The organism is Mucilaginibacter sp. cycad4, from assembly GCF_034263275.1.
In the GTDB taxonomy this organism is placed as follows: Bacteria; Bacteroidota; Bacteroidia; order Sphingobacteriales; family Sphingobacteriaceae; genus Mucilaginibacter.
The window spans coordinates 322,968-347,434 of sequence record NZ_CP139559.1; the positions used below are offsets into that span (position 1 = coordinate 322,968).

General features: G+C 44.3%; 28 protein-coding genes. 11 read left to right on the forward strand and 17 right to left on the reverse strand.

Annotated elements, in window-relative coordinates; translation table 11 throughout:
* Window positions 1–49: 49 nt before the first annotated feature.
* Window positions 50–400, reverse strand: coding sequence for a nuclear transport factor 2 family protein (locus SNE26_RS01420; protein WP_321557606.1), 351 nt, complete (start codon window positions 398–400; stop codon window positions 50–52).
* 95 nt (window positions 401–495) lie between these two features.
* On the opposite strand from SNE26_RS01420, the gene SNE26_RS01425 reads away from it, so the two are divergent.
* Window positions 496–786, forward strand: a complete 291-nt coding sequence (locus SNE26_RS01425) for a YciI family protein (RefSeq protein WP_321557607.1) — start codon at window positions 496–498, stop codon at window positions 784–786.
* A 73-nt stretch (window positions 787–859) separates the two neighbouring features.
* Here the strand turns inward: SNE26_RS01425 and SNE26_RS01430 are convergent, their stop codons facing one another.
* Both SNE26_RS01430 and SNE26_RS01435 read right to left on the reverse strand, forming a co-directional pair.
* On the reverse strand, window positions 860–1,297 hold the full coding sequence (locus SNE26_RS01430; protein WP_321557608.1) for a carboxymuconolactone decarboxylase family protein: 438 nt from the start codon (window positions 1,295–1,297) through the stop codon (window positions 860–862).
* 71 nt (window positions 1,298–1,368) lie between these two features.
* Window positions 1,369–1,941 (reverse strand): cyclic nucleotide-binding domain-containing protein, encoded by a 573-nt coding sequence (locus SNE26_RS01435; protein WP_321557609.1) that lies wholly within the window; start codon window positions 1,939–1,941, stop codon window positions 1,369–1,371.
* Between the two features lie 273 nt (window positions 1,942–2,214).
* On the opposite strand from SNE26_RS01435, the gene SNE26_RS01440 reads away from it, so the two are divergent.
* Window positions 2,215–2,571 (forward strand): nuclear transport factor 2 family protein, encoded by a 357-nt coding sequence (locus SNE26_RS01440; RefSeq protein WP_321557610.1) that lies wholly within the window; start codon window positions 2,215–2,217, stop codon window positions 2,569–2,571.
* 53 nt (window positions 2,572–2,624) lie between these two features.
* On the opposite strand, the gene SNE26_RS01445 is transcribed toward SNE26_RS01440, so the two are convergent.
* Entirely contained in the window at window positions 2,625–2,912 is a 288-nt protein-coding gene (locus SNE26_RS01445; RefSeq protein WP_321557611.1) for a DUF3892 domain-containing protein, read from the reverse strand.
* Between the two features lie 539 nt (window positions 2,913–3,451).
* On the opposite strand from SNE26_RS01445, the gene SNE26_RS01450 reads away from it, so the two are divergent.
* Window positions 3,452–3,913 (forward strand): DUF4268 domain-containing protein, encoded by a 462-nt coding sequence (locus SNE26_RS01450; RefSeq protein ID WP_321557612.1) that lies wholly within the window; start codon window positions 3,452–3,454, stop codon window positions 3,911–3,913.
* A gap of 141 nt (window positions 3,914–4,054) precedes the next feature.
* Here the strand turns inward: SNE26_RS01450 and SNE26_RS01455 are convergent, their stop codons facing one another.
* The 9 genes from SNE26_RS01455 to SNE26_RS01495 form a co-directional block, all read right to left on the reverse strand.
* Window positions 4,055–4,444, reverse strand: a complete 390-nt coding sequence (locus SNE26_RS01455) for a response regulator (RefSeq protein ID WP_321557613.1) — start codon at window positions 4,442–4,444, stop codon at window positions 4,055–4,057.
* A gap of 113 nt (window positions 4,445–4,557) precedes the next feature.
* Window positions 4,558–5,160: a TetR/AcrR family transcriptional regulator gene (locus SNE26_RS01460; protein ID WP_321557614.1), complete on the reverse strand. Its 603-nt coding sequence runs from the start codon at window positions 5,158–5,160 to the stop codon at window positions 4,558–4,560.
* A gap of 27 nt (window positions 5,161–5,187) precedes the next feature.
* A complete protein-coding gene (locus tag SNE26_RS01465; protein WP_321557615.1) occupies window positions 5,188–6,729 on the reverse strand; it encodes a DHA2 family efflux MFS transporter permease subunit in 1,542 nt (513 codons plus the stop codon).
* A gap of 80 nt (window positions 6,730–6,809) precedes the next feature.
* Window positions 6,810–7,547: an SDR family NAD(P)-dependent oxidoreductase gene (locus SNE26_RS01470; protein ID WP_321557616.1), complete on the reverse strand. Its 738-nt coding sequence runs from the start codon at window positions 7,545–7,547 to the stop codon at window positions 6,810–6,812.
* A gap of 294 nt (window positions 7,548–7,841) precedes the next feature.
* Window positions 7,842–8,432, reverse strand: coding sequence for an LUD domain-containing protein (locus SNE26_RS01475; protein ID WP_321557617.1), 591 nt, complete (start codon window positions 8,430–8,432; stop codon window positions 7,842–7,844).
* The gene (locus SNE26_RS01480; RefSeq protein ID WP_321557618.1) at window positions 8,429–9,817 is read right to left on the reverse strand and encodes a lactate utilization protein B; all 1,389 of its coding nucleotides are present in this window, start codon (window positions 9,815–9,817) and stop codon (window positions 8,429–8,431) included. Before SNE26_RS01480 ends, SNE26_RS01475 begins: the two co-directional genes overlap by 4 nt.
* Window positions 9,817–10,554 (reverse strand): (Fe-S)-binding protein, encoded by a 738-nt coding sequence (locus SNE26_RS01485; RefSeq protein ID WP_321557619.1) that lies wholly within the window; start codon window positions 10,552–10,554, stop codon window positions 9,817–9,819. Before SNE26_RS01485 ends, SNE26_RS01480 begins: the two co-directional genes overlap by 1 nt.
* 316 nt (window positions 10,555–10,870) lie before the next feature.
* Window positions 10,871–11,515 carry an START domain-containing protein gene (locus SNE26_RS01490; RefSeq protein ID WP_321557620.1) on the reverse strand — a complete coding sequence of 215 codons (645 nt, stop codon included), beginning with the start codon at window positions 11,513–11,515 and terminating at the stop codon, window positions 10,871–10,873.
* Between the two features lie 136 nt (window positions 11,516–11,651).
* Window positions 11,652–14,321 (reverse strand): family 78 glycoside hydrolase catalytic domain, encoded by a 2,670-nt coding sequence (locus SNE26_RS01495; RefSeq protein ID WP_321557621.1) that lies wholly within the window; start codon window positions 14,319–14,321, stop codon window positions 11,652–11,654.
* Between the two features lie 384 nt (window positions 14,322–14,705).
* Between SNE26_RS01495 and argH the strand changes: the two genes are divergently transcribed.
* The 5 genes from argH to SNE26_RS01520 all read left to right on the forward strand — a co-directional run bounded on the left by argH (window position 14,706) and on the right by SNE26_RS01520 (window position 19,359).
* The gene (gene argH / locus SNE26_RS01500; RefSeq protein WP_321557622.1) at window positions 14,706–16,040 is read left to right on the forward strand and encodes an argininosuccinate lyase; all 1,335 of its coding nucleotides are present in this window, start codon (window positions 14,706–14,708) and stop codon (window positions 16,038–16,040) included.
* A 95-nt stretch (window positions 16,041–16,135) separates the two neighbouring features.
* The gene (locus SNE26_RS01505) at window positions 16,136–16,339 is read left to right on the forward strand and encodes a YwbE family protein (protein ID WP_112572483.1); all 204 of its coding nucleotides are present in this window, start codon (window positions 16,136–16,138) and stop codon (window positions 16,337–16,339) included.
* Window positions 16,340–16,402: 63 nt separating this feature from the next.
* On the forward strand, window positions 16,403–17,101 hold the full coding sequence (locus tag SNE26_RS01510; RefSeq protein WP_321557623.1) for a DUF1345 domain-containing protein: 699 nt from the start codon (window positions 16,403–16,405) through the stop codon (window positions 17,099–17,101).
* A 221-nt stretch (window positions 17,102–17,322) separates the two neighbouring features.
* The gene (locus tag SNE26_RS01515; RefSeq protein ID WP_321557624.1) at window positions 17,323–18,957 is read left to right on the forward strand and encodes an amidase; all 1,635 of its coding nucleotides are present in this window, start codon (window positions 17,323–17,325) and stop codon (window positions 18,955–18,957) included.
* 6 nt (window positions 18,958–18,963) lie between these two features.
* A complete protein-coding gene (locus SNE26_RS01520) occupies window positions 18,964–19,359 on the forward strand; it encodes an AraC family transcriptional regulator (protein WP_321557625.1) in 396 nt (131 codons plus the stop codon).
* Between the two features lie 442 nt (window positions 19,360–19,801).
* On the opposite strand, the gene SNE26_RS01525 is transcribed toward SNE26_RS01520, so the two are convergent.
* Entirely contained in the window at window positions 19,802–20,011 is a 210-nt protein-coding gene (locus SNE26_RS01525) for a YtxH domain-containing protein (RefSeq protein ID WP_321557626.1), read from the reverse strand.
* 100 nt (window positions 20,012–20,111) lie between these two features.
* Here SNE26_RS01525 and SNE26_RS01530 point away from each other — a divergent pair, with 100 nt between their 5' ends.
* On the forward strand, window positions 20,112–20,861 hold the full coding sequence (locus tag SNE26_RS01530; RefSeq protein ID WP_321557627.1) for a YdcF family protein: 750 nt from the start codon (window positions 20,112–20,114) through the stop codon (window positions 20,859–20,861).
* Here SNE26_RS01530 and SNE26_RS01535 read toward each other — a convergent pair whose 3' ends face one another.
* Together SNE26_RS01535 and SNE26_RS01540 are read right to left on the reverse strand one after the other, a co-directional pair.
* Window positions 20,862–21,089: a hypothetical protein gene (locus SNE26_RS01535; RefSeq protein ID WP_321557628.1), complete on the reverse strand. Its 228-nt coding sequence runs from the start codon at window positions 21,087–21,089 to the stop codon at window positions 20,862–20,864.
* 66 nt (window positions 21,090–21,155) lie between these two features.
* Window positions 21,156–22,160 carry a nucleoside hydrolase gene (locus SNE26_RS01540; RefSeq protein WP_321557629.1) on the reverse strand — a complete coding sequence of 335 codons (1,005 nt, stop codon included), beginning with the start codon at window positions 22,158–22,160 and terminating at the stop codon, window positions 21,156–21,158.
* A 136-nt stretch (window positions 22,161–22,296) separates the two neighbouring features.
* Between SNE26_RS01540 and SNE26_RS01545 the strand changes: the two genes are divergently transcribed.
* Together SNE26_RS01545 and SNE26_RS01550 are read left to right on the forward strand one after the other, a co-directional pair.
* The gene (locus tag SNE26_RS01545) at window positions 22,297–23,034 is read left to right on the forward strand and encodes a peptidase (protein ID WP_321557630.1); all 738 of its coding nucleotides are present in this window, start codon (window positions 22,297–22,299) and stop codon (window positions 23,032–23,034) included.
* Between the two features lie 4 nt (window positions 23,035–23,038).
* Window positions 23,039–23,887, forward strand: a complete 849-nt coding sequence (locus SNE26_RS01550; protein WP_321557631.1) for a transglutaminase family protein — start codon at window positions 23,039–23,041, stop codon at window positions 23,885–23,887.
* 75 nt (window positions 23,888–23,962) lie between these two features.
* Here the strand turns inward: SNE26_RS01550 and SNE26_RS01555 are convergent, their stop codons facing one another.
* Window positions 23,963–24,364 carry a transmembrane 220 family protein gene (locus SNE26_RS01555; protein ID WP_321557632.1) on the reverse strand — a complete coding sequence of 134 codons (402 nt, stop codon included), beginning with the start codon at window positions 24,362–24,364 and terminating at the stop codon, window positions 23,963–23,965.
* Window positions 24,365–24,467: the final 103 nt, after the last annotated feature.

A 24,467-nucleotide genomic window follows, 5' to 3' on the forward strand; every position in this document is an offset into this window, starting at 1 on the left:
TAGGGATTGCTTCGTACCTTACAGCAATGACGATCTTGTTTTTTATAGCCTACAACAACGGCCTCGGATCAAATATCACCCGTATAGAGTTTATCTTACCATCAACCACATGGTACCACCCGCAGCTGAATATGGTAGTACGACCCATATCAATATCATAAAAGATACATACATCATCACCATCGCTAAATACGCGTTTGATATCGTATTTCAGCTTCATACGCTGCATATCAGTAAAGTAGGCTTCGGCACCATCGCGTTGGCCAAGTACACCAATAAATTTCAGGTCGTCGGCAGCACAGCTGCGGGCCGCTTCAAAGTCTTCTTCGTTTAGCGCTTTTATAAATGACAGTACTACATCGTTAGCACTGCCCAGGGGGGCATTTGCTTCTGTTGCCATAGTTATTATTGTTTTTAGGTATACAATGTTGCTATGTAACTATCAATAATTATTCCTTTAAACATCCTTCAGTAATAATTCTTAAATTTATTAGGATGAAAAAGCACTTCGTAATAAAACTGACTGGTAACCGCCCAACGTTTCCAAATGATATGACCGATGATGAGCGCATAATCATGCAGGCACATTCTGAGTATCTGAAAGGAAAAATGAACGAAGGGCTGGTGCTTATCTTTGGCCCGGTTTTCGACCCCAAGGGTGTTTATGGCCTCGGTATCCTGGCTGTTGATGATGAAGCACAGGTAAAGGAAATTATCGCTAATGATCCGGCCAATGTTTTAGGTACTTATGAGGTGGCGTTGATGATGGCTTTGATGCCTGCTTAGGCTAAATTAACAACAAAGCCGCCCGGTATTACACAGGCGGCTTCATATTAAAACAATCGAGAAATTAAAAGATTCAATTAAGCGGTGGCTGAAGTTCGGTAGTTACACCAATACGGTTCCAGGCGTTGATGGTGATAATTGCCATGATTACCTGGGCCAGGTAAAGTTCATCAAATACTTCGGCTGCTTTTTTATAAGTCTGGTCAGATACCCGGCCGGTTATCAGGGTTACTTCTTCGGTAAGGGCCAGGATAGCACGCTCCTGCTCATCAAAGAAAGGGGCCTCACGCCAAACGCTGATGTTGTAAATGCGGCGTTCGGTTTCGCCGGCTTTGCGGGCATCTGTAGTGTGCATATCCACGCAAAAGGCACAACCATTAATTTGTGAAGCGCGGATCTTGATGAGGTCTTTATGGCGGGTGGTTAAACCTGTACTTTCTATATATTTTTCAAGGGCTATCAGGGCTCTGTATCCAGCCGGTTCGGCAGTGTTCATTTTTAATCGGTTCATGTTTTTATCTTTTTGTTAATACAAAGTTGAGGATAAACAGGCCCTCAAAAAATGAACTGAGTTTAAGAAAATCAGATTTTTTTAGCCCGGAGCCTGCTCAGGAACTGCGGGGTGAAACCTAAATATGATGCCAGCATATATTGCGGTACCCGCTGCACAAAGGCCGGGAAAAGACTGGTGAAGTGCCGGTAACGTTCCTCATCATTCTGGTTAAAAATATAACCGATGCGCCGTTGCGATGCAATAAAGGCTTTTTGCATCATAACGCGGAAATAGCTCTCCATTTGCGGCACAGTTTCAAACAACGCTACGCGGTTTTTTTCGGTGAGCAACAGCAGTTCTGAAGCCTCAATGGTTTGGATATAGGTAGTGGCCGGTTGGTGATTAAGCAAACTGTCCTGATCGGCTATCCACCAGGTTTCCAGGCCAAACTGGATAATTTGCTCGTTAAGCTTGTTGTTAACAAAATACTGCCTCACCAGGCCTTTGGTTACAAAATAGTTACCGGCACAAAGTTTGCCTGGTTCTAAAATGAACTCTTTCTTTTTAAATTTCTTTAATTCAAAATGTTGGCATATGTTTTCCTCATCAGTCGCAGATAGCTGAACATAGCGTTTAATGTGGTTGATGAGGTCGGGATACATATGTTTGGCATAATTTAGTCGGCACAAATTTCTCGAATTGGATCGAATTACACGAATCTTAAATTAATGCAAATTCGTCTAATTCGATTAATTCTAGGGGAGTTGCGAAGCATTCGTATAGAAATTTTTCAATATGAGATTTAGTAAAGCAGGTCGGATTATTTTAAACGCCATTTCGCTGACTGGTCATAAAATACCCTGATAATGTCATTTTTGCCCCTCTTCGCCCCGGTATATAAGGGCTAACTTTATTCTAAACAAAATCAAACTATCATGACAACTAAAGAAATTGTACAGCAGGTTATCAACGCTTTTGATAATAATGACGTTGAAAAAATATTAAGCCTTTTTGCCGATGACGTAAAATGGATTATGAAAGGTTCGTCCATCACTGTTATGAACGGGAAGAATGAAGTTGATCAATTTTTAGGCGGAATGGAAGACGTGAAAATGGTTTCATCAACCAAGGATCATATTCTTGTGGACGGCAATACCGCTGCTGTTGACGGGCTTGTTCAGTGCAAAGGCAAAAACGGTGAAGATATGGCCATGTATTATGCCGATTTTTATGAGCTGGAAAATGATAAGGTGAAAAGCGTTACATCCTATATCGTTGATAAAAAGGAATAAATTTTGAGGCGAAAGGGAAAAGGTTAAAGGCGAAAGGTTTTGACCGTTGCTACCTAAACTTCTTCCAACGTCAAAAGGTTATCAATGCCGGTCCTGTCGGTTAGTGATTGCAGATGTTTTTTGCCTCCGTTTTCGGGTTTTACAACAGTAAGATAGGTTTTGCCCCGCTCGGTGCTTACATAAAAGGCCTGGCTGTTGGCTTCGATACGCGCTATGGCTTCGGCAACGGAGATCACTACCCTTGGCCGGTCTAACGATTCGTAATAACCGATGTGGGTTATCTGCTCTTGTGTACTTGAGGCTTTGGGTTTATCAATACAGTTTACCTGGTAGCTTGCCATAAAATATCAATGTGGTATTTGTAAAGATATGGTTTATTAGATAAGATTACCGAAGCTAATAAATATCGGCCTGTTGAATTTGTTTCGTCACCCCGCTTGCTAAGTGTATGCAAGCATGGTGACGATCTGTCCTGTGGGACCCTGAAACAGGTTACCCATGACATAATTAAAAAGGGGTGTCATGTTGAGTGTTTAAATCCCGCGGGCTCTGAAGGAGATATGACATTTCTCCGCCCGTCATCCTGAATTTATTTCAGGATCCCACGGGATAGGTAGGCGATCTGCTTAGCACGCGGCTTAGCAAGTGGGGTGCTGAAACAAGTTCAGCATGACCGTCTTTTTAATTATGTCATGGGTAGCCAGTCGAAGCATGGTGGGCAGGGCCTCTGGACGCGGCCCTTCAACAGGCACAGGGTAACAGGCCGTCTTTGCTTAATCATTTCACCTTTAGAGGCCGGGGGATTTAAACACTCAGGATGACGGCTTCCTTTGTTTTATTTTAAAACCCTTACTTTTGTCCCCCATCAATCTTCACAAATTTGTACTCAAAAGAACAAACAACTCAATTAAAACAAGCTTTCTGGACGGCATTTGGGCAATACCTCAAACCCCAGCTTTCGGCTGATGGCCTGCGTACTAACTGGGTGAATTATAAAACCGGAATTAAGCACCTGTACTTTAAAATGGAGGCGGATAAAAGATCGGCTTTTATTGCTATTGAAATGAGCCATCCTGATGCAGACATTCAACAATTGATGTTTGATCAGTTTATTGAATTAAAAAACGTGCTGCAATCTGAGCTTAATGAGGAATGGGAATGGCAGCTGCATACAACCGATGAGTACAACAAAACCGTAACCCGCATTATTAAAACCCTGCCCGGCGTAAGTGTATTTAAGCAGGAAGACTGGCCGGCATTAATCTCCTTTTTTAAACCCCGGATCATTGCGCTCGATGAGTTTTGGAGTGTTGCGCAATATAGCTTTGATTTGTTCAGGTAGAATAGGGTTGCATTAAAAAAAATGCGTCGTTGCGAGGTACGAAGCAATCGCGAACTATACAGAGCTGCTCTGCAACTGGGGGTTGCTTCGTATCTTGCAATAACTGCGTAGAGATGTTACAGACTTACAATGATGATTCCTTTACACCATATGCGCTACATCATCGCCCGCCGTTAAAAAGCAGTGGTTAACCGTGTCGATAACATCACTCAAATTAAAAGGCTTGGCAATAAAAGCATCCGAGCCATAGTTGCCTAATGATTCCAGCACACGCGGGTAGGCCGATACCATCACCACCGGGATGTGCGCCGTCGCCGGGGTGGTTTTTAGCATGTGGCATAGTTCGCCACCGTTTATACCGAACAAAATGTAATCCAAAATTACAAGGTCGGCGTTCGCTGATAGGGCCGCCTTGCATATGTCATCAGTATAGTTCAGTACCTCAACTTCATAATGCTCCATTTCCAGAGCTTCTTTCATCACTTCCAAAATATCCTCGCTATCATCAAGGATCAATATCTTTTTTGACATAATTAATAATTGGTAAAGAAGATAACGCGGGGAGCGTTTCTTTTGTTTTCAAAGTTAAATCCAATTATTGTAACAATCAAGTAACAACCTGTAGCTCTTAAATATATATTATTTTACCGCTTTAATTCGTCAACCAGTTTATTTACTGTTTTTAAAACCGTATCTAAATTAGCGGGTGTATCGGTTACTTTGGCAATCATAATACCGCCTTCAATTAGTGCTATCATTGATAAAGCTACCTCGGTTGTATCAATGCCCGGTTTAAACTCGCCGGCTTCAATACCTTCAGTTACCAGGGTTTCTATCCGTGTTTTCCATCGCACAACAGCCCTGGCCGCCTTATCTTTTAAAAGCGGGTTGGTGTCATCGGCATCAACCGCTGTATTGAGTATCGGGCAGCCCCCCGCAGGGAAATCGCCCCGCGAAAAACTATGATAAACCTGCGCATAAACCAGTAGCTTATCATGGTAGGTTTTGGCTTTTTGAATCCGCTCCTGCACCTGGTTACGCACCTTGGCCGAGTTGTAATCAAAAACTTCGGCAGCTACTTCTTCCTTGTTTTTAAAGTTGCCGTAAATACTGCCCTTGGTAAGGCCTGTAGCCCCGGTAAGGTCAGACAGGGAAGTGCCCGCGTAGCCCTTTTTATTAAATATAGCTGCAGTACGTTCAATAATGAACTGGCGTGTGCGCTCGGCTTTTGACAATTCGTTTTCCATAATACAAATATACCAACTGGTATTTAATTAGTGGTCATTTATGATAACAATAGGCCTGGCCTGTTTTTTACGGTTGATGACCAGTAGTAAAAGCGGCATCGCCAATAAAAATATTAAACCGGAAAACAGGTAAGCATCTAAATAACTTAACAGGAACGATTGCCTGTTTATCGTGCTGTCAATAACTGCTATAGCCTTTTTATGCGCATCAAATGAAGAAAAGCCCCTGCTGCCGAAATAATTGGTAAGCTTGGCTATCCTTGCCATGGCCTGGTCATTGAAGTCGGTTATGTTAACCAACAGGTCATTGCGGTGCAAACCGAAGCGTTTGGCAACATAGGTATTGATTACTGCGATACCAAATGAGCCGCCCAACTGCCGCATCATGTTATTTAGGGCTGACCCCTGCGGGATATCTTTGGGTTCGAGCCCGGATACAGCCAAAGCAGTAAGCGGAACGGTTAACAGGGCAATCCCCATAGCCCTGTAAATAAGCGGGCCTACCAGGTCGCCGGGTGCTGCCTCCAGGTTTACGCGCGACATCTGCCAGGTAAAGATTATGAAGATCACAAAGCCTGCTGTAATAATAATTAGCGGGGATACGCCCTTTTTTAGTAGCGTTGCCGAAAACAGCAAACCTACAATAGCCAACACCGCGCCGGGCAATAAGATAAGCCCTGTTATAGTAGGCGGGAAAAGCAGCACCCGTTGCGCCAGTACCGGGGTAAGGAATACCGAAGTAAACAATCCGAATCCTGTTACAAAGGTTAAAATGGCTGCAACAGCAAGTGATTTGCTTTTGAGTACCCGCAAATCAATAACCGGATTAGGGGTTGTGAGTTCCCACCAGATAAATATACTGAGGCTGATAACCGCTACTATAGTGAGTACGATGATGTAACCGGCCGAAAACCAGTCGTCGGTTTCGCCCCGCTCCAATACGGTTTGGAGTGAGCCTATGCCGATGATGAGCAGGAGGATGCCCCACCAGTCTACATTTTTTACTTTGGCTTTGATTTCCGGTTCGGTGACCAGCAATAAACTTGATATGGTTACGGCAATGCCGATAGGGATATTGATATAAAAGATCCATGGCCAGGTATAATTTTCAGTGATGAAACCGCCCAGGGTAGGGCCGATGGTTGGGCCTAAAAATACGCCTACGCCAAATAGTGCGCTGGCTATACCTACGCGGTCTTTACCATAAACTTCAAACACGATGGCTTGAGATACTGATAAAAGGGCGCCACCACCAACGCCCTGTAAAAAGCGGAAAGCAACCAGTGTCCATATATCTGATGCCAGCCCGCACATAGCCGAAAAGAAAGTGAATGCGATAATAGACCCGATATAATAATTACGGCGACCAAGCTTGGTAGTTAAAAAGCTGGTCATGGGTATTACGATGATATTGGCTATGGCGTATGCGGTGATCACCCAGGAAGTGTCTTCGAGCGTTGCGCCAAGGTTACCGCTCATGTGCGAAAGGGCTACGTTTACTATGGAGGTGTCAATCAATTCCATGATAGCAGCAGCTATAACGGTAATGATGAGGATGCTTTTTTTCATTAAAGTATGAATTATGAAGTAATAATTGCCCTAAAAAATACCGATCGGTATTTTTTAGGGCAAAAAAATTACACCAGAAATTATCTCTGGTGCAGGGCCTTTAAAGCTTCGGCCGGGTTTGACAGGAATAAGCGATAAAATGCTTCTGTACCTGCTACGCGGATCTCGTAGTTATTGGTTTCAAAACCGGCTGTAAATTCATCTGCCACCTGTGATGCCGGGATGCCGTTATGGCCGCCAATCTCTGCCGAAAATTCGGTATCAACCAGTGGCGGCATCAGCTCAAATACGTTAACATTGGTATCCTCTAAAGCAGCCCTTAATGAAATGGTATAAGAATGCAAAGCTGCTTTGGTTGCCGAGTAGGTAGCTGTTTGTTTACCTGGCAAAAAGGCAACTATCGATGATACGTTTACGATAGCCGCTTCACTTTGCTGACGCAAAACAGGTAATAATTTTTCGTTCAGGCGTACAACTGAAATATAATTTGTGAACATTTCTGCCTGTGCATTTTCAAAAACATTAGGCGTAGTAAGCAGGTCGTTAATTGAAGCTGCACCGGCGTTGTTGATCACCACGTTAAGCTGCGGGAAGTCTTTTTTCACTCGTGCGGTTAAGGCTTCCACATCTTCTGCATTTGATATATCAGCTTTAATAGCGGTTACGTTTTGCAATTGGGCTGCGGCTTTATCCAAACGCTCCTGGTTGCGGCCAATGATAATTACATGGTTGTTTTTAGCAGATAATTGTTTAGCTATTTCAAAACCTATGCCGGCACTGCCGCCGGTGATTAATACGGTATTTTCTGAAGTTTTCATGTTGTGTGTGTCATTAATTTCGACAGTACAAAAATATACCAATCGGTATATTTTTGTATCATCCATTTGTCATTGTTGTAAATTGTTGATTTTTAGGGATAATGAGAACCTTAAGCTCGTTACAAGCGAACGCGAGATGAGATAAAAGTGTGCAATAAAAAATATGTCATTGCGAGCGTAGCGCGGCAATCGCACGGAAGCTTAGCCGCTCTGTATAGCATGCGATTGCCACGTCGCGCCCAGGCTCATTCCTATCTCGCTCCTCGCAATGACATGATTCTTAAGGGCGATCTGTTAAAGTATAAACACCGATAAACTCCTCGGCCCATGCGCACCAATAACCAAGGATTGTTCAATATCAGCTGTTTTTGAAGGCCCGGATATAAATGAGCCATAACCATAACCGGCATCGCCAATGGTTTGGTAAGCTTGCGCCATAGTTGGTACAAAATCATCTTTACCAATTACAACTGCCAAATGCTGGGCAATGAACGGTAATACCCGGCTGCCCATTTCTTTTTCGGTAAGCCAGAGTGCACCGTTTTCGGCAACGCCAAGGTTGGTGCGAAGTACGGTTAGCTCTACATCGGCAAAGTTGTGACCATCTTCGTGCTTTACAGTATCGGCATAAATGTAATCGCTCAGCTCATTAAGGGCCGATATGATCTTTACCCCGGGTTTAAATTCATTATTGATGATGGTTTTGATCTCATCAAAGCCACTTACTTCGTAAACAAAACTACCACCGCCTGTGGCTATGGTTTTATATTTTGAAACCAGGTCTGTCCGGACATCCGTGAGCGTATTCAACACTTCCATATCAGGTAGTGGGTTAGCTGCAGGCTGATTGAATTTTACAGCGGCTAATATTTTTTCGCGGCTCATGAATTTTTTGCTCCTTTCCTTTTGGCATACCATTCACCGAATGACTCATCGGGTGCTTTGGGCATTTCCCGTTGATTGTACCATGGGTTTAATTTATTGTTCACTGCAAAAGGGACGTATTTAAATACCAGCCTGCCGGTTTTGCCGCCCATGCGGTATAAAGTTGGCGAAGCCAGCGTTAAGGCCATTGCCTTCATGGCCAAGGTTTTTGTTTTGGGCGAGTATCCTTCTTTAACAATTACCTGCCGCCATTTATATAGCTGGTCATGAATATCTATCTTAACCGGGCATACATTGCTGCATGAGCCGCAAAGGGTAGAGGCAAAGGGCAGGTCGGCATATTTTTTCATGTCGAGATTGGGCGCCAGGATAGAACCAATTGGCCCGGCAACGGCGGTATGGTAGCTGTGGCCCCCGCTTTTACGATAAACCGGGCAGGTATTCATACAAGCTCCGCAACGGATGCATTTTAACGAATTGCGAAAGTCTTCGCGCCCTAACTGTATGCTGCGCCCGTTATCAACAATAACAATATGAATTTCGGTGCCATCCTGCGGTTTACTGAAATGGCTGGAGTAGGTGGTGATCGGCTGACCTGTAGCACTGCGGGTAAGCAGGCGTAAAAACACACCAAGGTGCTTTCTTTCAGGGATAATCTTTTCTATACCCATCGAGGCAATATGGATCTCGGCCAAATGAGCGCCCATATCGGCATTTCCCTCGTTGGTGCAAATTACAAATTCGCCGGTTTCGGCCACGGCAAAGTTAACGCCGGTAAGTGCAGCGCGACGGGTTAAAAACACCTCGCGCAAATGCTGTCGGGCAGTTTCAGTTAATATTTTAGGGTCTGATTCACCTTTGGCCGAACCTAAATGCTCGTGGAAAATGTCGCCTATCTCTTCCTTCTTTTTATGGATGCAGGGTAATACAATATGACTGGGTGGTTCATTCGCCAATTGTACAATCCGCTCGCCAAGGTCTGAGTCAATTACGTCGATGCCATGCTCTTTCAGGTATTCGTTTAAATGACATTCCTCGGTAAGCATCGATTTGCTTTTTACCATTTTGGTAATGCCCCTTTGTTCAAGCAGGCTGTGTACAATCTGGTTATGTTCAGCAGCATCTGCCGCCCAGTGTACAATGATGCCATTTTTAGCGGCGTTGGCCTCAAACTGCTCCAGGTAGGCGCTCAGGTTTGAGAGTACGTTAAATTTTATCTGCGACGCGGTTTCGCGCAGCAATTCCCATTCGGGCAGTTTATGCGCGGCAATATCTCTTTTGGCACGTACCCACCACAGGGTTTCGTCGTGCCAGTTTACGCGTGGTTCGTCACGGTTAAAGTCGGCAGCTAAATGCGGGTGATCTTTGGTAGTAGCGGTACTCATTACATGCTGTGGTTTAAAATCTCGGCCATGTGAATTACTTTAACATCACTGTTTTGGCGGCGCAGAATGCCTTCGAGGTGCATGAGGCATGAAAGATCGGCCGAGGTGATGTATTGTGCCCCGTGCGATACATGGTCGGCCACGCGATCTTTACCCATTTTGGCCGATACAGCCTCTTCAACCACGCAAAACGTACCGCCGAAACCGCAGCAATCGTCCTGTCGGCTCAATGGAACCAGTTCAAGTCCGTTAACCATATCAAGCAGTTGTGCCGGTTTGCTGAAAGGCTCGGCAACCAGCTCGCTCATTTGGGCTATGCGCAAGCCCCGCAATCCGTGGCAGCTTTGGTGCAAGCCAACCCGGTAAGGAAAGCTGGCAGTAAGTTGTTTCACCCTTAATACATCAACCAAAAACTCGGTAAGCTCATAAACCTTTTTGCGGATCTCTGTTGCCTGTTCTTCGCGGCCATCGGCATGTAAATGCTCTTTGATATGCAGGGTACAGCTGCCCGATGGACAGACAATGTAATCGTATCCCGAAAAATTATCGACAAATAAATTATTGCAACCGCCGGTTAAATGCTCATAGCCCGAATTGGCCATCGGCTGCCCGCAGCAGGTTTGATTTTTAGGGTAATGGACTTCACAGCCAAGTTTCTCCAGTAGCTCCAGCGTAGCAATGGCCGCTTGGGGGTAAAACTGGTCGACATAGCAAGGTACAAACAGGGCAACTCTCATCGTTTACACGTTTACTTTATTGGTAAAGCAATATTAGCGTTTATAATTTGCACAACTATCCTTTGGTATCCTGCAAGCAAATCAAACGGTTATATACTAATCATCGAAAGTACAGCTAAGTGTGTTATGAGTTTTCAATTTTATTTGCAAAATGTTGATGTTTATTTGCAGATTGTCTGAACCGGGATTTTGGGGGATTTGTTGGATTAAGGGGTTTTTTGAATATGAAGTGAATTAGAAGGGGTAATTCAAATCCCATAAATCCTTTCATCCATTTAATCTTGGTTCAGAAAAATCAGCGAATCAACGGTCGGTTTTACTGCACATAAGCCAGCTTCACATCCTTATAAGCCGGTTTCTGAAGTTGCTTTTTCAAGCCTTTAAAACTTTCCATTGGGCCTTGTGCTGCAAACATATTGATAAGCCAGGCCGGTACCGAACCACCTGGATCAAGGTGCAGGGTATAAACAATGCTTACATGGCTGCTATCGGTTGGCGTAATAACCCAGCGGCCGGTTGAGTTTTCAACCCTTACAATGCCATCTTTCGCGGGTACCATATTTGAGATAACGGGCGCATCGATAGTCACAACTTTGGTTTTAGCATCCTGCGTAACTTTTAAATGCGCAACGAAATCGCGGTTATGCACCGGCCAGGGGATATTTACTTCCGAGTAGTAATAAATATCTGATGGAGATACCTGTTTAATAACGGTTGCCGATTTGGTATGGTAAACCCACTCGCCGCAGGTTTTAATATCCATAAGCACAGCCACTAACTGTGCCGCAGTTGCGTTAAATGTGCATTCTACTTTTATGGCTTTGATCTTTGAATCAGCGATATGACGGGTGTAAACCCTGATGCCCTCTTTATCGGTGCTTAATGACCAAGGCTCTTCCGGGCCGGCCACTGCAAGTTTGGCAACAAATAATAAAAATACGATAGATAATATCCTGCGCATGGTATCAGTGATTGTAAATAAGGTGGGGCAAATTTATATACAAAAACAAGCCGGGGTTGCCCCGGCCTGTCAGTAAATGGTCATTTGATTCGCGCAGATATTAAAATATGAAAATGCTATGGCATTTGCGGCAGTATTATTTTATTTCGAATACGTAGCTACCCGCAGCGACCTTATACAACCCGGGGTTGTTAAGCGGTTTGCCGCCAAGGTAAACTTTACCTGCCGGGAAGGTGATTGTTGCTGTTGAATTGGCGGGTACAGTAACCTTATAAGTTATCCCATTACCAGTACGCTGCCATGATGAAACGATATTACCATACGGCCCTTTATGCGTGGCCGTAAACTCATTTAAACCCGGTACAAAATGCGGTTGCAACAATACATTTTTAAAACCCGGATGCTCAGGATCGGGGTGGATACCCGCAATGCCTTTGTATAGCCAGGCACCAATTTCGCCAAACATAATGTGATTGAGCGATATATCGGATTTTGCATCTATCTGCCAGTTTTCATATAACGTGGTTGCGCCATTAACCATCCACCAGCCCCATGAAGGGAAGGTTTCCTGCGATGCTATTTTGTAAGCCACGTCAGCGTATCCGTTGTCGCTCAAAGCACTCAAAATGGCCTTGGCACCAAGAATACCCACATCTAAATGAAAATTATCGGCGGCAACACGTTTGGCCAGGTTAGCTGCTACTTTACTCTTCATGTTTTCGGGTACTATGCCCCAGTAAAGCGGTACGCTTAGTTCCGTCTGCAATCCTTTGCCATAGGTGCCCGTCGCGGTATCTAAATACTTTGCGTTGATGGCATTTTTGATCTTATTGGCCAGCGCGGTGTATTTTACATAATCGGCTTGTTTGCCTAATATTTTGGCCGCTTTGGCCAGGATGGTGGCATCGGTATAGTAATAAACTGATGAAGTAAGCTCAACCGGGGAAACAGATTTTACCGGAACCCAGTCGCCAAGGCCCCAGGTAGTAAGGCCGGTCGGGTAAAGTTCATCTATGTGGTTTACATATTTTTCAATAGCATTGTAGCTATCGGCAAGCAATTTACTATCGCCATAAAATAGATAAATATTATACGGAATAATGGCGATGGTGCTGGTCCAATCTGGGCCGTTACCCCATTCATAACCCCAGCCGCCGGTTGGAATAATGGATGGCAGTACGCCGTTTGGCTGCTGCTCGTCGCGGTGATCGGCCAGCCATTTTTCGTAAACGGTGATGCCATCGAAGTTATATAAGCCTGTTTCGCTGGCAATGTGTGCGTCGCCCGTCCATCCGTTCTTTTCGCGTTGCGGGCAGTCGGTAGGATAGCCGAACAGGTTGCTTAAATAACTGTTGTTAGTGGCAGTCCAGATTTGGTTGATAGTTTGGTTTGAAGCTTTAACGGTACCAATCGGTTCCACATCGCTGTGCATAAAAAATGCCTTGATGTTCTCCTTGTCAATCTGAATAGGCTTGCTGCTGCTTACTTCAATATACTGAAAGCCCTTATAGTTAAAGCGAGGTGAAAATGTTTCTTCTCCCTTGCCTCCTAAAATGAAAATATCGGTTTGAAATGGATCTTTATCATCGGTAGGACGGTAATGCAGATCAATATTTGATTGGTCAACGTGACCGTTCTTGTTCAACCTTTCGGCATGTTTCAGGCGGATCACTGTACCCGAATCGCCTTTAACGGTGATCTGGCTTACGCCTGAGATATTCCTGCCCATATCAAACACCCAAACGTCGCTGTCAATTTTGGTAACGCTTTTGGTGCTGATGGTATCAACCGCACGAATGGGCTGCATAGTCTGCGATACGATGTTCATGGATGGAGCCGCGCGGTTAATGACAGGTTTCCATTTTTTGTCGTCAAAATTAGCGGTGTTCCAGCCCGGTTGTTCTAAGCGACCATCATAATGCTCGGCAGTATAGATGCTGTTGAAAACGACAGGGCTAAGTGATGTTTTCCAATCGGTGCCGGATTTTACGGTTTCAACAGAGCCATCGGTATAAGTGATGCGCAAATCCATACAAAATACCGGGCGGCCGCGCCATGGTGCCTGGTGAAAAAACCAAACAGCCGTGCTCTGGTGGTTATACCAGCCATTGCCCAGCAACACGCCAACTGCGTTTTTACCGCTTTGTAATTGAGCAGTAACATCATATGAAACGTAAAGCGTCCGCCTGTCGAACCGGGTATACATAGGATCGAGCCGGTGGTTGCCGATCTTTTTGCCGTTAAGATATAATTCATATAAACCAGCCACCGCGATATAAGCCCTTGCCGAGCGGATTGGCTTAGCTACCTTAAATGTATTGCGAAAGTATGGTGCAGGGTTTACGGCGATCCCTTTGTTATCGCTGATCCATGAGCCTTTCCAGTTCTGCATCCCCATCATGCCTGTTTCGAAGCTGACTATCGGCGATGCAGAAAGCTTTTTACCGGTTTGGTCCCAAAGCTGAACCTTCCAGAAATATTTAGTAAAAGGTTTTAGTTGCCGGCCACTATAAATAGCAAGGTTGGTTGATGAAGCAATTTTGGTGGTGGCCCACGCGTTGCCTTTGGCTGCAGAAACAGCAATTGAATCAGTACCTACAAAAAGCTGATAAGCACTTTGGGCTGCTCCCTGCGTTTTATCATCCATAAGCCAGGTTAAGCGTGGGTGAGCGTTGTCGATACCTATTGGGTTTATAAGATATTCGGATTTAAGGCCTGCAGCCCCGGGTGTTTGGGCTTCCGTTACCGAAAAAAAGCAAAATAATAAGGCAATGCTAAGCAATGGCTTACATAAAGGGTGTTTCATGTGGTTAAGATAGCGGTTTATACAATATTGGCCAAAGGCTGTAATATGTTGTCACAATTAGCAATGTTAATTGGATGGTTTGGGATTGGCATCCTGAACTGTCTTATTTAGTCTGAACCAGGATTTGGGGGGATTTTTAGGATGAGCAGGTTGATGCAGGCGATCGTGAGGATACGACCTTGGGGGAAGAATGGCTCTTTGTCTCCGCAAAAAAAATCCCCCCGCTGCTGCTCGGCTCCCGCCGGGTGGCAACTATCTTACGGCCTCTGGCCGACGAAAAGAAAAGGCCAGAGGCCTGGAAATAATAACCACTCGGCTGGAGCCGAGCGGTGGCGGTATGCACAAATAATGCACACATTGTTCTCAAATTTATACATTTGCACCATGAGCAAGCTATGGCAAAAAACTACCAACGTTAACGAACTGGTTGAAAACTTTACTGTTGGGCGCGATCGCGAATTTGACGAGCAAATGGCGGCGTTTGATGTTTTAGGATCACTGGCCCATACCCGTATGCTGCAAAGCGTTGGGTTGATGGACAGTGCCGACCTTGAGCTTGTTCAGCGTGAACTGAAAAACATTTATGCCGATATAGCCAAAGGCGGTTTCAGGATTGATGAGCATGTAGAAGATGTGCACTCGCAGGTTGAACTGCTGCTTACCCAGCGCATCGGCGATGCCGGTAAAAAGATCCATAGCGGCCGTTCACGTAACGATCAGGTTTTGGTTGATCTTAAACTGTTCTTCCGTCACCAGTTACAAGAGGTTGTAGAAAGCACCGAAACTTTGTTTCGCCAGTTAATTGAATTGAGCGAGAAACACAAAGATGTTTTATTGCCAGGTTATACCCATTTGCAGGTAGCTATGCCATCGTCATTCGGCTTATGGTTTGGCGCTTATGCCGAAAGTCTGGCCGATGACCTGGAACTGGTTTTAGCAGCTTATCGCATAACCAATAAAAACCCGCTGGGCTCGGCGGCCGGTTATGGTTCATCGTTCCCGCTTAACCGTACTTTAACAACACAGCTTTTAGGCTTCGACAGCCTTAACTATAACGTGGTTTACGCGCAAATGGGCCGCGGTAAAACCGAGCGGATTATTGCGCAGGCTATCTCATCCATTGCGGCAACGTTGGCCAAAATGGCTATGGACCAGGCATTATACGTGAGCCAGAATTTCGCTTTTGTAAGTTACCCCGATGCGTTAACCACCGGCAGCAGCATCATGCCGCATAAAAAGAACCCCGATGTTTGGGAAATTATGCGCGGCAAATGTAACCGCCTGCAGGCCTTGCCTACAGATGTAGCTATGATGACCACCAACCTGCCATCGGGCTATCACCGCGAACTTCAGTTATTAAAAGAACTGCTGTTCCCGGCTTTTGCCGACCTGAAACACTGCCTGCAAATGGCAACTTTTATGTTGCAAAATATCACGGTAAAAACCGATATCCTGGACGATGCCAAATATGCTTACCTGTTTAGCGTTGAAGAAGTAAACCGTTTAACGTTAAGCGGCACACCATTCCGTGATGCATACAAACAAGTGGGCTTAGCCATTGAAGCCGGTGATTTTAACCCTGATAAAACGGTGAACCATACCCATGAAGGCAGCATTGGTAATTTGGGCAATGAGCAAATTACTGTAGCTTTTGATAAACTGATCAATAATTTTGATTTCGGAAAGGTAGAGCAGGCAATAAAAGGGTTGGTTGAATAAATTGATGTCATTTACAAAAACGTCATGGCGAGGTACCTCGCAATGACGGTAGATTTAATCAGCGAAATCAACGTAATCAAAAACAATCAACGGTCATGAACGGACAAAACAGAAGCGATATATATCCCGGCCTTGAGGTTGATATCATATTAAAAAAGGATCAGCGTACAGGCACGTTAACCCGCGGCTTCGTAAAACGCCTGCTTACAAGTGCGGCTTACCACTCGCGGGGCATCAAAGTGCAACTGGATGACGGGCAGGTTGGCCGTGTGGCCTGGATTGTTGAGGAAGAAGATTAAGTTTAGTATCTTCATTTATTCTACACTATTCATCCGCATATTTACGGTGTAGCCTAAATGATTATGCCTCAAAATACCAAAACAAAAACCAAGATCTTTTTTAGCCTTGATGCTCATCACCGTCTTCTGATCTCGTTAGGAGCTGCCGCGATAACCTTATTTTTTACCTGGGCACATTTTTCGGCGCCGACGGTGGCGTTGGTAACGTGGATAGCTTTTGCTTTGTGCGTTATTATTATGGATTGGATCATCATCCTGACTGCCAACCCGGCCGAGATCCGTAAGATAGCCCGAATAGAGGATTCGAGCCGTACACTGATATTTTTGTTTGTGATAGTAGCATCGCTAATGAGCTTACTGGCAATTTTGTTCCTGCTTTTATCTACAAAGAATCAATCTGAAGCGGTAGTTACAGCACGGGTTTTATTAGCAATGGCTTCGGTTATTGTTTCATGGTGGCTGGTGCATACCATATTTACGCTGCGTTACGCCCACATGTATTATACTACCGACCCCGATGATGATAAAAAACTCAAGCATCTCGGTGGTCTTGAATTTCCGGGTGACGAAAAAGAGCCCGACTACCTCGATTTTGTATATTTCTCTTTTGTTGTAGGCATGACCTTCCAGGTATCCGACGTGGAGATCTCTTCCCGGTTAATCCGCCGGCTGGCCTGGATCCACGGATTGATCTCTTTTGCGTTTAATACGGCTATTGTAGCGTTGAGTATTAATGTGATATCTGGTATGGTATCGAAGTAAGAAGAAAAACGTCATCCCGAATTTATTTCGGGATCCCATCTGCAAAGCACATCTGCAAGGCGTAAACCAAGCAAATGAGGGTGCTGAAACAAGTTCAGCATGACCCCGTTTTTATTTGTTTTTCTGTTCGTACATTGTAATATTTAACTATCCACTCCCTCCACAACTTTCAAAGTAGTTAAATATTTTGTTACTTGTAATGCCTTTTATTTAAAACAGTTATGCACAGACGAAATTTCCTCAAAACCGGCTCATTAGCCGGGTTAACGATCTCTACTTTAGTAGCGGCTTCCTGCAATCAGCCATCTGCCGAAAATAAAGCTGATGAAACTGCCGTTGCTGATAACAGTAAGGACGATATATTTGAACTGAGCGAAATAACCATTACCGATCTGCAGCAAAAAATGCAGAGCAAACAGTTTACTTCAAGGCTGATCACCGAACTGTACCTGAAACGCATCGATCAGATAGATAAAAAAGGCATCATGCTCAACTCAGTTATCGAGCTTAACAAAGATGCCCTGAACATGGCCGATGCAATGGATAGGGAGCGAGGAAAGGGTAAAGTGCGCGGTCCGCTGCATGGTATACCGGTGCTGATCAAGGACAATATTAATACCGGTGATAACATGCATACCACAGCCGGTTCATTGGCGTTAGCCGATAATTTTGCTAAACAGGATGCCTTTATTGTGCATAAGCTCCGCGAGGCGGGAGCGGTAATATTGGGCAAAACCAATTTGAGCGAATGGGCAAACTTTCGTTCCACGCATTCAACAAGTGCCTGGAGCAGCAGGGGAGGGCAAACCAAATGCCCTTATATTTTAGACAGGAACCCCAGCGGCTCAAGTGCAGGTACGGGAACGGCTGTAGCTGCCAATCTTTGCGTTATAGGTATCGGTACGGAAACCAATGGTTCTATAGTTTCACCCTCGTCGGTTAACGGCCTGGTGGGCATTAAACCAACAGTAGGCTTATGGAGCCGCTCGGGCATAATTCCTATTTCTAAAACACAGGATACTGCCGGACCTATGGCGCGTACAGTTAAAGATGCCGCCATACTGCTTGGTGCGCTTACCGGTATTGACACGCTTGACCTGGCAACGCTTGGCAGTAAAGACAAGACCGAGGCTGATTATACCAAATTTTTAGATGTTAATGGTTTACAAGGCAAGCGCCTGGGTATTGAAAAAACAGCGTTTGATGATAACCCGGCGGTTGTTGCACTATTGCAGGATGCCATCAAAACCCTAAAAAGTAAAGGTGCCGGGGTGGTGGAGATAGAATTGAACAAGGAACTAAAAACTATAGGCAAAAATGAATTTACCGTGCTGCTTTATGAATTTAAAGACGGCCTTAACCAATACTTTAGCAACGCAAACAGCAAAATAAAAACGCTGGCCGATGTCATCGATTTTAACAAACAGAATGAGGCCAAAGCTATGCCCTTTTTTAAACAGGAGACTATGGAACTGGCCCAGGGTAAAGGCGACCTGAACAGCAAGGAGTATCTTGACGCGGTTAAGCAAACCAATGCTGGCACCCGTAAAGTTATTGATGATATACTTGCCAAATATAAACTTGATGCAATTATAGGCACTACCAACGGCCCGGCCGTATGCATTGACCTGGTAAATGGCGATTATGATAACGGTTTCGGCTTTTCGGGCCCGGCAGCTATGGCAGGTTATCCGCATATTACGGTGCCTATGGGACTGGCGCATGGCTTACCGGTTGGGTTGTCGTTTTTTAGCACAGCATATAAAGAGGGGGATATCATTAAATTAGGATATGCTTACGAGCAGACGTCCAAAAAGCGGGTGGCGCCACTGTTTAAGCCCGATCTGTTTGCTTAATTTTGTATGATGGAAGCAACGCGTACTATTCCGAAGAAGATATTGGCCCGCCAGCATGAAATCACTGCGGAATATTTGAAGGCCATTGACAAACACCTTGACGATGTCCTGAACAACCGCGTATTGGATATGTACGAGATCCGTGACTTTGCCGGTGAGTTACATATCCACCCTACGCATTTAAGCAACACCATTAAACTCACCACAGGGCAACACCCCTGTTTCTTTTTCGAGGAGAAAATCATGGGAATTGCCAAAACCATGCTACAGGAAAACATGACCAGTGTAGCCGAAATAGCAAATAAGCTTACCTTCGATCCATCCAATTTTACTAAGTTTTTTAAACGTTTTGAAGGTGTAACACCAAAGCAATACCGGGAACAATGGCTGATGAAAAAATGAACCCTGATTTATAGGATTGAAAGATTACACGATATTGTGGTAAAGTATAAACTATATTTTGGTGAGGTGTTGTGCGGGGGAGCGTTAGGGATTGCAGTGTAAAGCCCACAGCGTGCGCGGGCTGTGGTGCCGGGAGGCGAGGACTTGTAACGAAAAGCCCGGCCCGTTAGCTAACGGGAACGCCCCTGCTTCTAATATGATTTTTAATAAATCTAACAATCAATAGTTTACAATCACGTCGTTAGGAGAGATGCATGGCAACTGCGCCTAAGCATATCAATCAGCTCCTGTTTAGGATGCATCGCTAAGCATATCATTGTTATAGTCAAACAGTGACTTCTTTATCATCCACCAAACATTATCGATTATAACACATAATGAGGTATTGAAGTGAAGCCCGTTAAAAATAATATGTTATATACAAAGCGCCAGGCAGGGCGTATTAACGCCTGTTGTTATCCCTGAAATTTTGAGTGCGCACGGCAATTTGTTCTAAAGTAAGTTCGCCGTATTTTTTAGCGCGTTCGACCCAATCAGGGGCATTGTCAACCAGGTTATCGATAATTGATTTACCGTCGGGTCCTTTTTTGGTTACGTAATTTATTCCGTAAGCAACTGCAGCACCTATAGCAAGAGTTTTGATAAAGCCCATAATATATTTTTTTCTGATATATGACAATGATAATGCCAGTTTGTTACTTTGCCTGATAAAAGCTTCTATATTTGAAGTACTTAAACACAATAACCACGATATGTTTTTTATTTTTTCAAAAGTGCTTTCGTTTTTAATGAATTTGCTTTTATGGGTATTCGTATTTTTATTGGTAGCTCTTTTTTCAAAGAACGTAAAACGTAAACGAAAATTTTTAATTACGGGTATTATTGTATTTTATATTTTCTCTAATTCGGTGTTAATTAATGTAATAAGCTGGTGTTGGGATGTCCGGGAAACTAATGTGCCCGCCGGCAAAAAGTACACCTGTGCTATAGTATTAGGCGGTTTTAGCTCGGACGATGGGAATGGAGGCGGCTTCTTTAATTCTTCTGCAGACAGGTTTATCCAAGGTGTCAGATTACAGAAAACAGGCCAGGTCAGCCATCTTTTGATATCCGGTGGGAATGGCCTTTTGATGCCATCAGGCTTTAGAGAGGCCGATTGGGTAAGGGGACAACTCCGGGAGATGCAGGTTCCTGATAGCTGCATATTAACCGAACCTAAATCGCGCAATACGATTGAAAATGCTGCGTTTTCGAAGGCACTCCTACAGCAGCATAAACTTAAGGGGCCGTATTTGCTGGTTACTTCGGCATTTCACATGCGCCGCTCCATGATGATATTTAAAAAGCAGGGGGTTGATGTGGTTGCATATCCCTGCTGTTTTTCCAGCCGAAGGCTTTCGGTATCTGCCGATGATTTTCTGCCCAATGCAGGCGCGTTGGCTGGATGGGTGACATATATAAAGGAAGCTATCGGCTACGTAGTAACCCGCTATTTTAAGTGATCAACCTTGTTTAAGATGCCCCATATTTGGGGTGATGCCAGGCTCCGGGCGGTTATGCTTATTCCAATTGGCAATGTCAACCATTCCGGGTGGGGTTTGATAATGATCGGCGTTGCTACCGCATCTTACAATAAATTTGCCTTTAGCCTGAGCTATAACAGGCCTGCTGCCGCAGATGATGCAAGGCTCACAAAAGATAGCTACCTGGATTTTAATTGGTTTATTCATGATGAAACTAAGGTGGCATCAATCGGCTGAAAATCCAATACCAAGTAGTTGGTATTTTAGTGGTATTTACTGTTTCACTTTTTTAACAGGTTGGTGCATCATTAGTTGTTCAATATCCTTTGCAATAGCTCCGGGTTGCATGGCAAATTGAAGATATAAGAACCGTTCTCCTGGTATCACTACATCGGTACCGTCATCCTTTATTTCCATGTTGAGTTTACGATAGGTAAAATAAGGTTTGGGGCCCCTGATGGCTGTTAGTACGGCAGTTTCGTCCCAGCTGTTTCGCCCAATTGTATTCTTGTCTTTTGTGAGTGCAACCCGGAAAGCATCTTTTACCGGGCTGTTTTGTATTGATGTATTGTTGATCAGGCGGATCCCTGTCAGGATCTTTTCGCCTATTTCAAAACCGCTAAGGATAATAGGTACAGGCCAGTCTTCAAACACTTTTTGCGCCGAGGCTGCATCCACATTTACATTGTATTCGCTAAAGGTTTTGCCATCGGTGCCTATTCCTGTAGCCATGGATACCAGGTTTTTTACTTTCTTTTTCACCAGTTGTTCTCCATCCAGCTTGCTGTATTTATCAGGTCCCGACCGGAGCAGATCGGCCAGGTTGGTAAAAAAGCCAACGGAAATAATAGTTACACTGCCATCGGCCTGCTTTGCCAGGATCTTGCGGTAAAGTGCTACTGCTTCAACTGCCTGGCTGTTTGATTTTATATTATGCGGATATTTGGCAATGATAGCCTGGGCCCATTGCTGTGCACAGTCTTTATTGGGCTTGTCTTTTTTTACAATACCTATCGGGATATTGGGCCTGCCAAAATAGGTATTGATCACACTGATAGTTGGTGCGGTAGTTTCAAAGGCGTTGCATGATAGGGTAGCTAATATTTTAGCTTCGCCTTTATCTGCAAAGGCATGCAGCAGGGCCATAGCCCCCACATCGTCATAATCCCCGGCAATATCCGTGTCGAAAATAACTGGGACAGGATTATGTTTTTGCGCTTTGACAAAGTTGAGGTTAAAAATCAATGACAGGATAAGTAATGCTGATTTGAAATTCATTTTATGAAATAAAATAAAAGATAGGCCCGAAAAAGATGTGGCGGTAAATAAATGGTTTATGAATGATCGGTTAATAAATCTCGCATTATTTAATTACTTTGGCAAGTATTAATTTATAACGAACGACGCTAATCAAATGACTTATTGCCTGGGAATTAAAGTTAAAGAGGGCTTATTGGCCATTGCCGATACCCGCATAACTTCGGGGACGGATACTACTGTAAAAAAGAAGATCACCATAGAACAAAAGGATCATTTTTCGCTGTTCATCATGACCAGCGGTTTGCGCTCGGTGCGGGATAAAGCGGTGATCTATTTTAACGAATTATTGGAAACAGCCGAATTTAATAAAATGTACAAGGCTGTGAATGCTTTTGGCGAACAGGTAAAGCGTGCCGCCCAGGAAGATAAGGTGTCGCTTGATGCCGCAGGTTTAAGGTTCGACCTGAATACGATCATTGGGGGCCAATTGCGTGATGATGACGAGCATAAGCTTTTTTTGCTGTACCCCGAAGGAAACTGGGTGGAGTTAGGGCAGGGGGCACCCTATGTGGTAATTGGTAATTCGGGCCATGGCAAGGCTATCCTTAACCGGATCCTTGATGAAAATTCGAGCCTGAAACTGGCGCTGAAAACGGGTTTTCTTTCGTTCGATTCAACAAGGGTAAGCTCAAATAATGTCGATTTTCCGATAGACGTAGCCGTTTATAAAAAAGACAGCTTCAATATTGTTGAGCAGCGTTATAATAAGCAGGACCTGGAGCATATTTCAACCCAATGGGCCGAGGAACTGAAACTTGCCCTCGAGCATATTTCGGAGGATTGGATGGACGCCACATTTAACAAATTAGAAGAAATAAAAACAGAAAGCTGATAACATGAAATTCGATGTGTTTACCCAAATGGAATATGTAGTACGGTCGCCGGGCACATTGATTTTAAACATACACTCGTTACGCAGCCCAAACCAAACGGTGATAAGTGAAGAATTTACCCTGGAGCCCTATATTAAGTTTGAAGAGCTGCAAACCCTGCAGGGCGAAAACCGTTTGGTGCGCTTTGATGTAAGTGCCGATACGCCTAATGTTAAAGTTACTTATAAAGCTACGGTTGATAATTGTTATGAAACAACTGATTTTGGTGAATTGCAGGAAACCCTCGTTTCAGAGCTGCCATCGCCGGTGCTGCCATATTTAAATCCAAGCCGCTATTGCCAGTCGGATAAATTATATCGCCTGGCGCACAATATGTTCGGGCATATGACCAACCCTTTTGAGCAAGTGGTTGAATTGACAAATTGGATCAATAAAAATGTGCAATATTTAAGCGGATCAACCAATTCACAAACATCGGCTTTTGATACCGTCACCGAACAGGCCGGTGTTTGCCGCGATTTTGCGCATTTGGGCATAGCCCTTTGCCGGGCGCTAACCATACCTGCACGTTATTTTACAGGTTATGCCTATCACCTCAAGCCAGCCGATTTTCACGCCTGCTTTGAGGCTTACCTTGGTGGCAAGTGGGTCCTGTTTGATGCAACACGGCTGGTACCTTTAAACGGCCTTATCAAAATAGCTACCGGCCATGATGCTGCCGACTCGGCCATAGCCAATATTTTTGGCGATGTTACCTTTACCACCATGCAGGTAAGCTGTGAGCTTGCCGAGGATGGCTTTGAGCCATTTTATTATGACAGCGGGGAATTTAAGGGATTGTCGTATCTGTAAGCCTCACCCTAAATCCCTCTCCGGGAGAGAGGGACTTTAAAAAGTCTCCCCTACCGGGGGAGATTTAAAGGGGGCTTATCGCCTTCCCTTCTTTACCGGTACCTTTTTGCTTTCCCTTGCAGCATAAACCCAGTTAGCTGCCAGCACAGCCGCACAAATCAGTAACCCGAAAAACTCACGCACTTCTTCAACCCAGGGCTTTTCGGCTTTCATGGTTTGGACAAGGCTTTCGGCATGATGGAACTTAAACCAGTCGATAAGGCCATTGCTATCAAATATCTTGTAAATGGCATACCCTGTAAAGATGATGATCCCGGCTGCATAGCCAATAGGGTAAAACTCTTTTTTAGCAGCCAGGTAACAAAACCAGGCACAATAAAGATAAATGGGCATCCAAAGGTAAGGGTCGGGGTCGTTATATTGTAAACCCGCAAAAACGATAAAAAGTACAACCCATACAATGTTGAAGATTTTCATAAGTAAAAGCAATTGCAATAATTTATACTGGTTTTGTTACGCAAAATGCAGGCTAAGCAATGCTAAATATATGAAAATATGTTTCAGTATTAAATAAGGAAAT

Coding starts and splice junctions, on each gene's coding strand:
- SNE26_RS01440 (WP_321557610.1), top strand. CDS start 2,215: ATGACAACTAAAGAAATTGTACAGCAGGTTATCAACGCTTTTGATAAT.
- SNE26_RS01430 (WP_321557608.1), bottom strand. CDS start 1,297: ATGAACCGATTAAAAATGAACACTGCCGAACCGGCTGGATACAGAGCC.
- SNE26_RS01515 (WP_321557624.1), top strand. CDS start 17,323: ATGCACAGACGAAATTTCCTCAAAACCGGCTCATTAGCCGGGTTAACG.
- SNE26_RS01475 (WP_321557617.1), bottom strand. CDS start 8,432: ATGAGCCGCGAAAAAATATTAGCCGCTGTAAAATTCAATCAGCCTGCA.
- SNE26_RS01545 (WP_321557630.1), top strand. CDS start 22,297: ATGACTTATTGCCTGGGAATTAAAGTTAAAGAGGGCTTATTGGCCATT.
- SNE26_RS01555 (WP_321557632.1), bottom strand. CDS start 24,364: ATGAAAATCTTCAACATTGTATGGGTTGTACTTTTTATCGTTTTTGCG.
- SNE26_RS01530 (WP_321557627.1), top strand. CDS start 20,112: ATGTTTTTTATTTTTTCAAAAGTGCTTTCGTTTTTAATGAATTTGCTT.
- SNE26_RS01540 (WP_321557629.1), bottom strand. CDS start 22,160: ATGAATTTCAAATCAGCATTACTTATCCTGTCATTGATTTTTAACCTC.
- SNE26_RS01460 (WP_321557614.1), bottom strand. CDS start 5,160: ATGGAAAACGAATTGTCAAAAGCCGAGCGCACACGCCAGTTCATTATT.
- argH (WP_321557622.1), top strand. CDS start 14,706: ATGAGCAAGCTATGGCAAAAAACTACCAACGTTAACGAACTGGTTGAA.
- SNE26_RS01510 (WP_321557623.1), top strand. CDS start 16,403: ATGCCTCAAAATACCAAAACAAAAACCAAGATCTTTTTTAGCCTTGAT.
- SNE26_RS01485 (WP_321557619.1), bottom strand. CDS start 10,554: ATGAGAGTTGCCCTGTTTGTACCTTGCTATGTCGACCAGTTTTACCCC.
- SNE26_RS01455 (WP_321557613.1), bottom strand. CDS start 4,444: ATGTCAAAAAAGATATTGATCCTTGATGATAGCGAGGATATTTTGGAA.
- SNE26_RS01525 (WP_321557626.1), bottom strand. CDS start 20,011: ATGGGCTTTATCAAAACTCTTGCTATAGGTGCTGCAGTTGCTTACGGA.
- SNE26_RS01435 (WP_321557609.1), bottom strand. CDS start 1,941: ATGTATCCCGACCTCATCAACCACATTAAACGCTATGTTCAGCTATCT.
- SNE26_RS01490 (WP_321557620.1), bottom strand. CDS start 11,515: ATGCGCAGGATATTATCTATCGTATTTTTATTATTTGTTGCCAAACTT.
- SNE26_RS01480 (WP_321557618.1), bottom strand. CDS start 9,817: ATGAGTACCGCTACTACCAAAGATCACCCGCATTTAGCTGCCGACTTT.
- SNE26_RS01445 (WP_321557611.1), bottom strand. CDS start 2,912: ATGGCAAGCTACCAGGTAAACTGTATTGATAAACCCAAAGCCTCAAGT.
- SNE26_RS01465 (WP_321557615.1), bottom strand. CDS start 6,729: ATGAAAAAAAGCATCCTCATCATTACCGTTATAGCTGCTGCTATCATG.
- SNE26_RS01495 (WP_321557621.1), bottom strand. CDS start 14,321: ATGAAACACCCTTTATGTAAGCCATTGCTTAGCATTGCCTTATTATTT.
- SNE26_RS01420 (WP_321557606.1), bottom strand. CDS start 400: ATGGCAACAGAAGCAAATGCCCCCCTGGGCAGTGCTAACGATGTAGTA.
- SNE26_RS01505 (WP_112572483.1), top strand. CDS start 16,136: ATGAACGGACAAAACAGAAGCGATATATATCCCGGCCTTGAGGTTGAT.
- SNE26_RS01520 (WP_321557625.1), top strand. CDS start 18,964: ATGATGGAAGCAACGCGTACTATTCCGAAGAAGATATTGGCCCGCCAG.
- SNE26_RS01535 (WP_321557628.1), bottom strand. CDS start 21,089: ATGAATAAACCAATTAAAATCCAGGTAGCTATCTTTTGTGAGCCTTGC.
- SNE26_RS01470 (WP_321557616.1), bottom strand. CDS start 7,547: ATGAAAACTTCAGAAAATACCGTATTAATCACCGGCGGCAGTGCCGGC.
- SNE26_RS01550 (WP_321557631.1), top strand. CDS start 23,039: ATGAAATTCGATGTGTTTACCCAAATGGAATATGTAGTACGGTCGCCG.
- SNE26_RS01425 (WP_321557607.1), top strand. CDS start 496: ATGAAAAAGCACTTCGTAATAAAACTGACTGGTAACCGCCCAACGTTT.